This is a genomic window from Pseudoxanthomonas sp. J35, assembly GCF_000513995.1.
Classification (GTDB): Bacteria; Pseudomonadota; Gammaproteobacteria; order Xanthomonadales; family Xanthomonadaceae; genus Pseudoxanthomonas.
The window spans coordinates 109,703-122,733 of the sequence record NZ_AZVB01000008.1; the positions used below are offsets into that span (position 1 = coordinate 109,703).

Annotated in this window: 10 protein-coding genes; 7 read left to right on the plus strand and 3 right to left on the minus strand. The window is 68.1% G+C overall.

Annotation, left to right across the window (positions count from 1 at the left end; genetic code table 11):
* Positions 1 to 53 precede the first annotated feature (53 nt).
* From PSEJ35_RS0106760 to PSEJ35_RS0106790, 7 genes are all read left to right on the plus strand, one after another.
* Positions 54 to 1,439, plus strand: a complete 1,386-nt coding sequence (locus PSEJ35_RS0106760) for an MBL fold metallo-hydrolase (RefSeq protein WP_028917124.1) — start codon at positions 54 to 56, stop codon at positions 1,437 to 1,439.
* The gene (locus PSEJ35_RS0106765) at positions 1,436 to 2,953 is read left to right on the plus strand and encodes a thymidine phosphorylase family protein (RefSeq protein ID WP_028917125.1); all 1,518 of its coding nucleotides are present in this window, start codon (positions 1,436 to 1,438) and stop codon (positions 2,951 to 2,953) included. Before PSEJ35_RS0106760 ends, PSEJ35_RS0106765 begins: the two co-directional genes overlap by 4 nt.
* The gene (locus PSEJ35_RS0106770) at positions 2,950 to 3,864 is read left to right on the plus strand and encodes a ribose-phosphate diphosphokinase (RefSeq protein ID WP_028917126.1); all 915 of its coding nucleotides are present in this window, start codon (positions 2,950 to 2,952) and stop codon (positions 3,862 to 3,864) included. The genes PSEJ35_RS0106765 and PSEJ35_RS0106770 overlap by 4 nt, the downstream gene beginning before the upstream one ends.
* Positions 3,861 to 6,323, plus strand: a complete 2,463-nt coding sequence (locus tag PSEJ35_RS0106775; protein ID WP_232207593.1) for a xylulose 5-phosphate 3-epimerase — start codon at positions 3,861 to 3,863, stop codon at positions 6,321 to 6,323. Before PSEJ35_RS0106770 ends, PSEJ35_RS0106775 begins: the two co-directional genes overlap by 4 nt.
* Positions 6,268 to 7,941: an AarF/UbiB family protein gene (locus tag PSEJ35_RS0106780; protein ID WP_232207594.1), complete on the plus strand. Its 1,674-nt coding sequence runs from the start codon at positions 6,268 to 6,270 to the stop codon at positions 7,939 to 7,941. The genes PSEJ35_RS0106775 and PSEJ35_RS0106780 overlap by 56 nt, the downstream gene beginning before the upstream one ends.
* Positions 7,942 to 8,004: 63 nt before the next feature.
* Complete coding sequence (locus PSEJ35_RS0106785; protein WP_232207595.1) at positions 8,005 to 10,080, plus strand: heavy metal translocating P-type ATPase; 2,076 nt, start codon at positions 8,005 to 8,007, stop codon at positions 10,078 to 10,080.
* A gap of 19 nt (positions 10,081 to 10,099) precedes the next feature.
* A complete protein-coding gene (locus PSEJ35_RS0106790) occupies positions 10,100 to 11,203 on the plus strand; it encodes an acetate/propionate family kinase (protein ID WP_028917130.1) in 1,104 nt (367 codons plus the stop codon).
* A gap of 35 nt (positions 11,204 to 11,238) precedes the next feature.
* Here PSEJ35_RS0106790 and PSEJ35_RS17440 read toward each other — a convergent pair whose 3' ends face one another.
* The 3 genes from PSEJ35_RS17440 to PSEJ35_RS0106800 form a co-directional block, all read right to left on the minus strand.
* Positions 11,239 to 12,438, minus strand: coding sequence for a hypothetical protein (locus PSEJ35_RS17440; protein WP_028917131.1), 1,200 nt, complete (start codon positions 12,436 to 12,438; stop codon positions 11,239 to 11,241).
* 94 nt (positions 12,439 to 12,532) lie between these two features.
* A complete protein-coding gene (locus PSEJ35_RS17595; RefSeq protein ID WP_084635471.1) occupies positions 12,533 to 12,745 on the minus strand; it encodes a GDCCVxC domain-containing (seleno)protein in 213 nt (70 codons plus the stop codon).
* Positions 12,738 to 13,025, minus strand: a complete 288-nt coding sequence (locus PSEJ35_RS0106800) for a heavy-metal-associated domain-containing protein (protein WP_028917132.1) — start codon at positions 13,023 to 13,025, stop codon at positions 12,738 to 12,740. Before PSEJ35_RS0106800 ends, PSEJ35_RS17595 begins: the two co-directional genes overlap by 8 nt.
* Positions 13,026 to 13,031 lie beyond the last annotated feature (6 nt).

The following is a 13,031-nucleotide window of genomic DNA, read 5'->3' on the forward strand; positions in this document are numbered from 1 at the left end:
CCGGACGTGCGCCCGCTCTCCGCCATCACTTCCTGCCAGAACCGGAGCTCATCATGACCTCGACTTCCCGCCCGACGCTGCAGTTCCTCGGTGCCGCCGGCACCGTCACCGGATCGCGCTACCTGGTCGAGGCCAATGGCCAGCGCGTGCTGGTCGACTGCGGTCTCTTCCAGGGCTACAAGCAGCTGCGCGACCGCAACCGGGCACCGTTCCCAGTCGATCCGGCGTCCATCGACGCGGTGGTCCTGACCCATGCCCATCTGGATCATTCGGGCTACCTGCCGGCGCTGGTCAAGCAGGGATTCCGCGGCCGGATCCACTGCACCCACGGCAGCGTGGCCCTGTGCGGACTGCTGCTTCCCGACAGCGGGCACCTGCTGGAAGAAGAGGCGAAGTACGCCGCGCGCAAGGGCTACTCGAAGCACAAGGAGCCGCGACCGCTCTATACGGAAGAGGACGCCCGTCGCAGCCTGAAGCAGCTGCAGGGACATGACCATGAACGCGACATCGAGGTCGCGCCCGGCTTCACGGTGCGCTTCCACCCCGCAGGCCACATCCTGGGCGCCGCCCACGTCAGCCTGGATGTCCAGGGGCAGCGCCTGCACTTCAGCGGCGACTTGGGACGGCAGCAGGAATCGCTGATGAATCCGCCGACGCCCCTGCCCGCCTGCGACGTACTGGTCTGCGAGTCCACATATGGCAATCGCGAACACGTCCCGATCGACCAGGAAGCGGAATTGGCCCCGATCATCCGCCGTGTTGCCGCGCGCGGGGGCGTGATCGTCATCCCCGCCTTTGCCATCGGCCGCGCCCAGGCGCTCATGCTTCACATCGCCCGGCTGCGTGAGCGGCAGGAGATTCCCCGCGTCCCGGTCTACCTCAACAGCCCGATGGCGATCAACGCGACCCGGCACTACCACGCCCACCATTCCGAGCACCACGTGTCCGAAGAGGACTGCCAGCGGATGTTCGACGTGGCCACCTTCGTCAACACGGTGGAAGAGTCGAAGGCGCTCAACCGCCAGCGCGGGCCGATGATCATCATCTCCGCCAGCGGGATGGCGACCGGGGGGCGCGTGTTGCACCACATCGAAGCGTTCGGCCCCGATGACCGCAACGCGATCCTCCTCGCGGGCTACCAGGCCGGCGGAACACGCGGTGCCGCGCTGGCGGCAGGAAAGCGAACCTTGCGCATGTTTGGCCGCGAGGTCCCCATCCGCGCCGAGGTCGTGCAGCTGGAAGGCTTCTCCGGCCACGCCGACGCCGGGGAACTGCTGGACTGGATGCGCACCGCGCCGTCCGCGCCGCGCGTCGTCTACCTCACCCACGGCGAGCCCGATGCAGCCGACACGTTGCGCGGGCGCGTGCAGCGTGAGCTGGGCTGGCGCGCGCGCGTTCCGGAGCACCTGGAGCGCGTTGGACTGGAGGATGCGCGATGAGCGAGCTGGCCGCTGGTCACACCCTGCTGCGCGTCACCCGTGCCGGCATCGACACCTACCAGCAGCCGGTGGTCTATATGCACCGTGACTGCGAAGTCTGCCGCTCGGAAGGCTTTGCCGCGATGACGCGCGTGAGGCTGGACGTCGGCGCGCGCACGCTGGTGGCGACGCTGAACGTGGTCGTGGACGATCGGCTCGGCCTGGACGAGGTGGCGCTCTCGGAGACCGCGTGGACGCTCCTCGAACCCATGCCGGATGCACTGGCCCGGGTTCGGCACGCGGAACCCGCGGCGTCGGCAGGCGCGCTCCGCGCCAAGGTGTTCGGGGCACGGCTGGACGACGCGCAGTACCTCGCCCTGGTGCAGGACGTGATGGAAAGCAGGCTGTCGGACCTGGAGCTTGCCGCCTTCGTCACGGCCAGCGCGGGCGACCGCCTCGACAACGTCGAGACGACCGCGCTGACGCGGGCCATGATCGCGGTTGGCCAGCGCCTGGACTGGGGCGATGGGCCGGTGCTGGACAAGCACTGCGTCGGCGGCCTGCCGGGCAATCGCACCACCCCGATCGTGGTGGCCATCGTGGCCGCGCTTGGCTACCGCATTCCGAAGACCTCGTCGCGCGCGATCACGTCGCCCGCGGGCACCGCCGACACCATGGAGGTCATGGCGCCGGTGGCGCTCGACCTGGCGGCGATGCGGCGGGTGGTGGAGCGCGAGGGCGGCTGCATCGTCTGGGGCGGCAACGTGCGCCTGAGCCCGGCCGACGACATCCTGATCCGGGTCCAACGGCCACTCGACTTCGACAGCGACGGCCAACTGGTTGCCAGCGTGCTGTCGAAGAAGATCGCGGCGGGCTCCACCCACGTGCTGATCGACATGCCGGTGGGTCCGACCGCCAAGGTGCGCAGTGAGGCTGCGGCGGACAGCCTCGGCTCGCGGCTTGCACACACCGCCAGCGCGCTTGGATTGCAGCTGGCCATCCATCGCTCCGACGGCACCCAGCCGGTGGGTCGGGGCATCGGCCCGGCGCTCGAGGCGCACGATGTGCTCAAGGTGCTGCGCAATGCAGCCGATGCACCCGCCGACCTTCGCGAACGCGCACTTGCGCTGTCCGCGGCGCTGCTGGACATGGCACCGGGCAGCAACGCCGGCACCGGACTGGAGCGCGCGCGCGGCGTGCTGGATTCCGGGGCGGCGCTGGCCAAGTTCCTGGCGATCTGCGAGGCCCAGGGAGGCTTCCGCGAACCGCCACGGGCGGCGTTCACCGCCGACGTCCCGGCGCCTGCATCGGGCCGCATCGCGGCGATCGACAACCGCAGGCTGGCCAAACTGGCCAAGCTGGCCGGCGCCCCGACATCCCCCACCGCCGGCCTCGAAACCGGTCTGCGGATCGGCGATACGGTCGAGCGCGGACAGCCCATGATGACCCTGCATGCGGAGTCGCCGGGAGAACTGGCCTACGCCCTGGAGCACGCCGCGACGCTGCAACCCTTTGTGCTTGGAGAGGTTCCATGACCCGTGTGCTGATGCCTTTCCCGGCCGATGCAGCATTGGCCAGCACCATGAACCAGGCTATGCAGGCGCGCATTGCACCTGTGGCTTGGCGGCACTTTCCCGATGGCGAGTCGCTGGTCACCCTGGACGACGCGCTGGCTGGCGCGGATGTGGCCATCCTGGCCAGCCTGCGCCACGCCGATGCTTTGGCCCTCCCGTTGCGTTTCGCCGCCCGAACGGCGCGCGAGTTCGGAGCGCGCTCGGTCGGCCTGATCGCGCCCTACCTGGGGTACATGCGCCAGGACACCCGCTTCCATCACGGCGAGGCGGTCAGTACACCGCTGTTTGCGCAATTCCTCGAAGAGGCTTTCGACTGGCTGGTGACCGTGGACCCGCACCTGCACCGCGTCGAGCGCCTGCAGTCGCTCTACCGCATTCCGACGGTCCACGTGTCGGCGACGCCGGCCGTGGCCCGCTGGATCGCGGAGACGGTCCCAGACGCGGTGCTGATCGGCCCTGACAGCGAGAGCGAGCAGTGGGTAGCGGACATCGCCGCCCTGTCCGGCATGCCCTACCAGGTGCTGGCCAAGGAGCGGCACGGCGACTACGACGTGCGCGTCAGCCTGCCCGACCCGGCAGCCGTGGCTGGTCGGACTCCGGTGCTGATCGACGACATCGTGTCGTCCGGCCACACGATCCTGGAGACCCTCGCACACCTGCGCCGGTTGTCGTTGCCGTCGCCGTTGCTGGTCGCCATCCATCCGGTGTTCGCAGGCGACGCCTACGCCCGCCTGCAGGAGGCGGGCCTGGCCCGCATCGTCAGCACTGACACCATCTCCCACCCCTCCAACGCCATCGCGCTGGGTGCGGACCTCGCCGCCGCGGCATCGACCCTGATGACCGCTTCGACCGATTCCCCGGAGGACCCATGAACCTGCATCTCAACTGCTGCACCGCCGACCAGCTGTCGGCCGCCGAGCGCCAGCGGATCCTTGAACTCGCCGACGCCCACCGGCAGGCCGATCCGGCGTTCGCCCATTGGGCGGCCGGCTACGGCGTGATCCGGCATGACCCGCTCACCCAGCTGCGCGTCCGCCAGATGGTGGACGAGCTGGTGGCCCTGGGCCGCACACCCGATGCCGGCACCGCCTGGCAGCGGCTCGCCGCGGCCGACCGCGTTACCAGCGCCGGCATGTGGCTGGTGGCGCACATGACCTACAGCCAGCGGGTCCGCACCGACGGCGCGGCCCTCGAGGCCGATGACTTCAAGGCCACGCCCGAAGGCCACACCGGCGGGTCCCTCAACATGGTGCCCGCCTACGCCGGCTACCTGCTGATGGATTCCCTGGATGGCGTCACCCGCGCGTGGATGATGGGCCAGGGGCACTGCGTGGCCGCCATCGACGCGCTGAACGTGCTGGTTGGCAACATGACCGACCGGCACGCTGAACGTTACGACCGCACCGACGAAGGGCTGAGCCGGTTCGTAAGCGACTTCTATGCCTACACCCTCAATCCGGACGGAACGCCGGCGTCGCCCCTCGGCTCCCACGTCAATGCGCACACCGCCGGGGGCGTGATGGAAGGTGGCTATCTCGGCTTTGCCGAGCTTCAGTACGTGCATGCGCCGCTCAAGGACGAACGCCTGGTGGCGTTCCTCAGCGACGGTGCGTTCGAAGAACAGCGCGGCAGCGACTGGGCGCCGCGCTGGTGGCGTGCCGAAGACAGCGGGCTGGTCAGCCCGATCATCATCCTCAACGGGCGGCGTATCGAACAGCGCAGCCAGATCACCCAGCAAGGCGGCGAGCGGTGGTTGGACCGGCACCTGCGCCTGAACGGCTTTGATCCGATCGCGCTGGACGGGCGCGATCCGGCCAGCATCGCGTGGGGCATCCACGTGATGGAGTCGCGCCTGCAAGCGGGCGCCGCTGTTCCCGCCGACGTGCGGCTGCCCTATGGCATCGCCGAAACCGTCAAGGGCTTCGGCTTCCCCGGCGCCGGGACCAACGCCTCGCACAACTTGCCGCTGCCGGGGAATCCGGCGAAGGATGCCGCGGCGCGCACGCTCTTCAATGAAGGCGCAGCGGCGCTGTTCGTGGCCGCGTCCGAACTGGATGAGGCCATTGCCGCACTCAACAGCCACGACCTGCAGCAGCGTGTGCGCGAGCGCGACCATGCGCTCGCCGATCGCCAGATAGACCCGCCCCGCGTTCCAGCCATTGCCGATCGCGGCGTCGGCGGCAAGAGCTCGCCGATGACCGCGCTCGACGAGCAGTTTATCGCCATCGCCGAAGCGAACCCCGGGCTGCGCGTACGCGTGGGCAATCCCGACGAGCTGCGCAGCAACAAGCTCGACCGTACCCTGGACACCATGAAGCACCGGGTGCACGAGCCCGAGCCCGGCGTCGCCGAATCGACCACCGGCACGGTCATCACCGCGCTCAACGAGGAGGCCGTGGTCTGCGCCGCGCTGGGCAACAAGGGCGGGCTGAACCTGGTGGTGACCTACGAAGCGTTCGCACCGAAGATGCTCGGCGCCGTGTGCCAGGAACTGATCTTCGCCCGTCACCAGGCACAGGCGGGGCGACCGCCCGGCTGGCTGGGCGTGCCCCTGGTGCTGACCTCGCACACGTGGGAGAACGCGAAGAACGAGCAGTCCCATCAGGATCCGACCATGGCCGAGGCGCTCCTGGGCGAAATGGCCGACATATCGCGCGTGGTGTTTCCCCCGGACGCCAACGGCGCCGCCGCGGCCCTCGCCCACGCCTACGCGCAACGGGGCACGGTCACCACACTGGTCGTTCCCAAGCGTCCGGTGCCTCATGAGCTGACCCCGCAGCAGGCCCAGGCACTGGCCGAGACCGGCGCAACATGCCTCGCCGGCGATCCGGAGACGGCGGCGATCCTGCTGGTGGCCACCGGCGCGTACCAGCTGCAGGAAGTGCGCCGCGCACAGGCGCGTCTGGCCGCACGCGGAATGTCGGCCGCGATCGTCTATCTCGCCGAACCCGGCCGGTTCCGCGCGCCCCGCGATCCGGAGGAGGCAAGGTACGTGCACTCCGACAGTGCGGTCCAAGCGCTGTTTCCGGTGGGCCGGCCGCGCGTATTCGTTACCCACACCCGTCCGGAGCCCTTCCTCGGCGCGCTGCGCCGCATCGACACCGGCCCGGCCACGACCGCGGCGCTGGGCTTCGTCAACCGGGGCGGCACACTGGACGTGCCGGGCCTGCTGTTCGCCAACCGCAGCACCTGGGCGCACGTGGTTGACGCGGCTGCGGGCGTCCTCGGCGAGTCCCGCGACAACCTGCTGTCCGAAGCGGAACTGGCGGCCGTGGATGGTCGCGGCGATCCGACCGCCATCCTGCGCGCGGAAGCGGGGCCGGCATCGTGAGCCGGCCGGCCAGGACCTCGCGCTGATGGCGGGCACGGTGCGGCGCGGAGGGCAGATCGCCTGGGCCGGACTGAAGCTCGGGGCCGCCGTGCTGCGCCTGCGCCGGCGCGCACCCGATCGGCTTCCCGCATACGTCAGCACCACCCTGGTGGGGCTGGGTACCACCTTCGTCAAGCTGGGCCAAGGCTTGAGCCTGCGCTGGGACCTGCTGCCGGCGCCCTATCGCGATGCGCTGTCGCGGTTGCACAGCGACGTGCCGGCGTTTCCGGCGGACGAGGCGAGACGCATGGTTGAACAGGCGTTCGGCGCGCCGGTGGACGCGCTCTTCGCCCGCTTCGATGACAAGCCGTTGGCCGCGGCGTCGGTGGCCCAGATCCATCCGGCGCGCATGCATGATGGTCGCGATGTGGTCGTCAAGATCACCCGCCCCGGTATCCATGCCCAGGTGCAGGCCGACCTGCGGCTCCTGCGGCGCACGATGCGCGTCGCCCAGTGGCTCTGGCCACCACTCAAGCGACACCGCCCGCTCGAACTCGTGGACGAACTGGGCGCATTCCTGCGCGACGAGATCGACATGCGTCACGAGGCGCAGAACATGCGGCGCATGGCCCGGGTGCTTGATGCGCTGCCCGGCATCACCCAGCCCCACGTCGTCGAGCCCTATGCCACCCGCGACGTGCTGGTCCAGGATCGAAGCCACGGCACCCGTCTGGAAGCCGCCTACGGGACAGCGGCCGCTCCCGCGCTGGCGAGCGCGCTGCTCGATGCCTACGTGCATCAGCTCTTCGGCGCCGGCGTGTTCCATGCCGATCCGCATCCGGGAAACCTGTTCTTCTTCGACGACGGTCGCCTGTGCCTGCATGACTTCGGCTCGATCGGCGTGCTCGACCCGGCATCCCGGCTCGCGCTGGGCGGCATGGTCGAGGCCATCGCCGCCGACGACGCCGAAGGCGTGCTGGATGCGGCAATCGCCTTGGGCTTCTTCCCGCCGCAGGTCGAGCGACGCTCGCATGTGCGCGAGATCCACCTGATCCTGGCCGAGATGGCCAGCCGTCCGCTGGCGCAGTGGTCCATTGCCGAGGCGATCTGGCGCGTGGCACGCATTGGGCAGGGCGCAGGATTCCGGCTTCCGGCCCACCTGCTGTCCCTGATCCGGACGCTGTTCCTGGTCGAGAACACGCTGCGGGCGCTGGATCCGGATCTGGACCTGCTGGGGACGCTGTCCGCGCAGGCGGCCGCGATCGCCGACATTGCCGATGCCAGCCGCCCCGGCGGCAACAGGCCGCTTGCCATGCGGCTGGCCCGCACTGCGCGCCAATTGCCACAGATCGCCACCGACCTGTTGCGGCAGGCGCAACTGAGCGACGGACGACCCGCCTTCTCCGTACACCACCATGGCCTGAGTTCCACGCAGGAGGCAATCGCGCGCACGGGCAACCGGCTGGCGTTGGCCCTGGTCACCTTGGGCCTGTACGTAAGCGGTGCGCTGTTGAGCCTGCATTCCGACGGCCCGCAAGTGTTCGGTCACATGCCTTTCCTGGCTATGGTGGCTTTCGCTGCTGCGGGATTGCTCTCGCTGCGGCTGGTGATGGCCATCGCCAGATCGGGACACTTGTAACAGAACACTGATCTATCTCCCCGCTGGTGCCCGGCGCATCAGTGCATCCACGAAGGCAGACCCATGACGCAACACAATCATCATCATCAAGATCATCAGGCGCACGGCGAGCAACCGCCGCATCCCCGCACGGGTGCTGAAGGTGACGTCCATGCCGGGCACGACAAGCACGCCGGCCACAGCGTGGCGAGCTTCCGCGACAAGTTCTGGCTCACGCTGCTGCTGACCATCCCCACTCTGATCTGGAGCGGGATGATCCAGCATTGGTTCGACTACACCGCACCACAGTTCCCGGGGTCGGCGTACATCCCGGCGGTGTTCGGCACGATCGTGTACTTCTACGGCGGCTCGCCGTTCGTCCGCGGCGGATACCACGAGCTGAGAAATCGCCTGCCGGGCATGATGACGCTGATCTCGCTTGCGATCACCGTCGCCTTCCTTTACAGCGCGTTGGTCACGCTCGGCGTTGTCGAGGGCTTGGACCTGTGGTGGGAGCTGGCGACGCTGGTGGCGATCATGTTGCTCGGCCACTGGATCGAGATGCGTTCGATCAACCAGGCACAGGGCGCTCTCAAGGAACTCGCGAAGCTGCTGCCTGATATGGCGGTGCGGTTGGATGAGGCCGGTACCGCGAAGGAAGTCCCTGTCGCGGAACTGAAGCGCGGCGACCTGCTGCTCATCAGGCCCGGCGCGAGCATTCCCGCCGACGGCGTCGTGAAGGAAGGGAGCAGCGCCGTCAACGAAGCGATGATCACCGGTGAGTCCAAGCCGATGAACAAGGCGGCGGGCGACCGGGTGATCGCCGGCACCGTCAACGGACAGGGCTCGTTGCGTGTCGAGGTGACGGGAACCGGCGACGAGACCGCGCTCGCGGGCATCATGCGGCTCGTCGCGCAGGCCCAGACGTCGCGCTCGCGCGCCCAGGCCCTGGCCGACCGGGCGGCGTTCTACCTCACGATCATCGCCATCGTCTCCGCCGCGGTTACCGCCATTGTCTGGCCACTCCTCGGTCGACCGTGGAGCTTCACGATCGAGCGCGTAGTGACCGTGCTCGTGATCGCCTGCCCCCATGCGCTGGGTCTGGCCATCCCGCTGGTGACCGCCATCTCGACCACGATTGGCGCACGGAACGGCCTGCTCGTGCGCGATCGACGCGGCCTGGAAGAGGCCCGTTTGCTGAACACGGTCGTGTTCGACAAGACAGGCACGCTCACCCTCGGTTCGCACCGCGTCGTGAAGACCACTGCCGCCGATGGACTCACCGACGACGAGGTGCTTCGCGTGGCCGCGGCGGTCCAGCGCGACGCTGAACATCCGATCGCGCAGGCGCTGATGACCAGCGCCAAGGAACATGGCATCGACGTTCCGATGTCGCAGGGCTTCGAGTCCATGCCGGGACGCGGCGTGCGCGCAGTCGTGGAGGAGCGCTCGCTTCACGTTGGCGGGCCGGGTCTGTTGAGAATGCTCGCCGTCGAACCGCCGGAGACCCTTCGGCGGGCCGCCGAATCAGCGGCAGCCGATGGTCAGTCTGCAACCTACCTGGTGGAAGGCGACCGGGTGCTCGCCGTATTTGCGATCGCGGATGCCATCCGTCCCGAATCGTTCGACGCGGTCAAGCGGCTGCACGACGAAGGACTGGAGGTTGTCCTGCTGACGGGTGATTCCACGGCGGTCGCAAACGCGGTCGCGAAGGAACTCAACATCGACACCGTCTTCGCCGAGGTATTGCCCGAGGACAAGGTGGCAAAGATCGAGGAGCTGCAGGCCCAGGGCAAGCGCGTCGCGATGGTGGGTGACGGCGTCAATGACGCGCCGGCGCTGCTCACAGCCGACGTCGGCATCGCCATCGGCACAGGCACGGACGTCGCGGTCGAAGCCGGCGACGTCGTACTCGTGCGCAGCGACCCGCGCGACGTCCCTGCGATCATTGCATTGAGCAAGGCGACCTATCGCAAGATGATCCAGAACCTGTGGTGGGCCGCCGGGTACAACATCGTCGCCATCCCGCTCGCTGCCGGCGTTCTCTCTGCATGGGGGATCATGCTGCAACCCGCGCTTGGTGCAGTGCTCATGTCGCTGAGCACCATCGTGGTGGCGATCAATGCGCAGCTGTTGCGCCGGGCGGTACGGTCCCCATGAACATGAACTGGCGACACCTATGACCACGCGCCGGCTTCTGACACTCAACGTTGGCTCGTCCACCCTCAAGGGCGCGTGCTATCTGTTGCACGCTGAGGGGCCAGGCGCGCAGCCACGCGTCGTGGAGCGCTCCCGGGCCGAGATTGCCGTCGGCGCGGATGCGCAAGAGCGACTTGCCACCCTGCTCGAAATATTGTCGATACCGGCGCCCGGCCCCGACGTGGTGGTCCACCGAATCGTACATGGCGGCGACCTGCGCAACGCCAGCGAGCTCGACGAAGATGTACTTGCGAAACTGGATGCCTTGGTGCCATTCGCACCCTTGCACCAGCCGGTCGCCCTCGCGTTCGCGCGTGCCGCGCGCCTGCGTTGGCCGCAAGCCCGCCAGGGCGTGGCCTTCGACACGGACTTCCACGTGACACTCGCACCCTGGAGCCAGCGCCTGCCCATCCCCGAAGCATGGGATGCGCTGGGCGTCCGCCGCTACGGTTTCCACGGACTCGCCTTCGCCTCTGCACTGCGAGTCGTGGCCAGCCAGGACGCCGGAATCCTGCGGAGCCGCGCCGTCTTCGCGCATCTGGGGGGTGGTTGCAGCGTCTGCGCCGTCGAGGACGGTCGGAGCCGCGACACCACCATGGCGCTCACTCCGCTGGGGGGAATCCCGAGCCCTACCCGCTCCGGGGATCTCGATCCCGGTGCGTTGCTGTACCTGCTCAGGCACGAACGGCTGGACGCGCAAGCGATTGAAGATGGTTTGTCCCGCACTGCAGGTCTTGCCGGCATCGCCGGGCACGGCGATATGCGCGTGCTGCTTGCCGATCCTGGCCCGCAGGCCCAGCTTGCCGTGGACCTCTTCGCAGTCCGGATCGCGCAGTCCATCGCGGCCATGGCCACGGGAATCGGCGGACTCGACCATGTCGTCTTTTCCGGCGGCATCGGCCACCGCGCGCCGGGTCTGCGGGCGCGGATCATCGCGCGCTTGGGCTGGCTTGGCCTGGCGCTGGCACCTGACGACAACGATGCTGGGGCCACGCGGATCGATGCCGCGAGCGGGCCGGCCATCTGGAACGTCGCGATCGATGAGGAACGCGAGCTGGCCGAATCAGCATTGGCCTGGCTGTAGTCCAGGGCATACCGCCAGGGCGGCCCCAGCCAGGATTACTCGCCGATCAGTGGCGTCGTGAGCACCGCTGCGAATCCACCACCTGGGGTGCGCATGTTCGTAGTCTGGCCCTGATAAAGCCGGGCCGCGAACAACAGCACACCCGCCTCGGACGCGAAGCAGCGCACGTCCGCCTTGAGGGACTGGCCCCCATGCACGATCCGCATGCTCGGTGGCGCGAAGGCCTGTGCGATGTAGGTCGCCGACGCCATCGACTCCCACGTTCGCCGGGTGAGCTTGTCGCCCCGATAGCTGCCACGGCTGCCGAACCCTGCTGCAGGCTTGAAGAAGTAGCCGTTGCGCGCTGCCCACAGCGCATCCCGGTTTCCGGGGACGACTTCAACCGTGGGCGGGATCACCTGGGCCAGCAGGGCCGCCGAGCCCGCATCCACCCCGAACCCGCCGATCAAGGTCGGGTCTCCAAGCACCGCAAGGTTGCGCTTGTCGGCGAACAACGCGTGCGCACGTGGATGCGGGGTGAATGCGACGTCCCCCGCCAGGTAAGCCTGACGAAGGTCTGCATGCGAAGCTTCCTCGAGCGCGAAATCGGTCAACCGGTTGTAGACCATGTCGATCCGGCCATGGGCATCTGCAAGCCCGTCCGGGCCAAGGCTCAGTTCCTCGGGTGCGCGTATCACGCAGTCCACCCCATGCTCCTGGAATGCGTCCGCGTACAGCTCGAACTCCGGGTAAAGGAACTGCTCCCGCGGGGCGCTGTCCACGATCGCCAGACGCGCAGGCGCGCGGCCGAACTGCTGCCGGGCATCGTCCAGCCAGGCGGCGACAGCCGCGTTGCGGGCCTTCGCCGTCGTTGTCCAGGTGGTCCACGCAGCCGGCGCGCAAGACCGCACGCCATCGAGCAGCACTGCATTGAGGAGCAGGCCGCCGGGATTGGTGTTGACCTCGATCAGCCGCGGGCCGTCGACCGTCAGGTGAAAGTCCAGACCCAGGACGCCCCCCGCAGAACCCGGATCATGGGTTGCAATGTCGGGGGCCCATTGCAGGACCCGTTGGCTATATCCCGGGTTTCCTGCGACGTCGAAGACCGCCGCCGCGACTCGTCCCATGGCCTCCAACGCGGGCCGATCAACGAACAAGGCATAGGGTGAAAATAAGTGCGCGTGTACGGCGGGATCAGTCGTGAACTCCGGAAAGGCACCCCGGATCGACTCGTGCAGACGGAGGATGTCGACCACTTCGCATGCACACCGCTGGTTGAGCGGCGCGCTTTCCAGGGTGGCACAGTCGATCTCGCAGCCTGTCTGTCCAACTATTATCGGAGTCCGCGGTTCAACCACGACAGGGATTGTTCTGTTGGATCGGTGGACATGGCACTGTTCCGAACGAGCAGAACACACAGCAGTCGCCTTGATGCGGACGCAAAACCGCTCCACAGCCCGTGCACTCATAGAAGAATTGACACGCTGTGATGGGCATTGTCTCGGTCGCCCGATGGCCGCACTCCGGGCAGGTCAAGACGCTTTCCAGCTTGACGTCACTCACCGCGAGTCCGCACCTTGGCCGGGAAGCCTGCTTCCGTGACTGCACGCGCGATTCCGGCTGCATCGGTCTGGCTCGATTCGAACGTCACCGTGACTGTTTCAGCCCGGGTGTCCACCTTCACATCGGCCACGCCCGGCACCTTCTCCAGCGCCTTCCTGATGGTGATGCCGCAGGCGGGACAGGTCATGTTCTCAGCATCGAGCATCACTACGGTTGCGGGCGTCGCAAGAGCGGCACCGACCGACAGAGCAGCCACCAGGGCCAGTATCCACTTGTGCATCGCGCC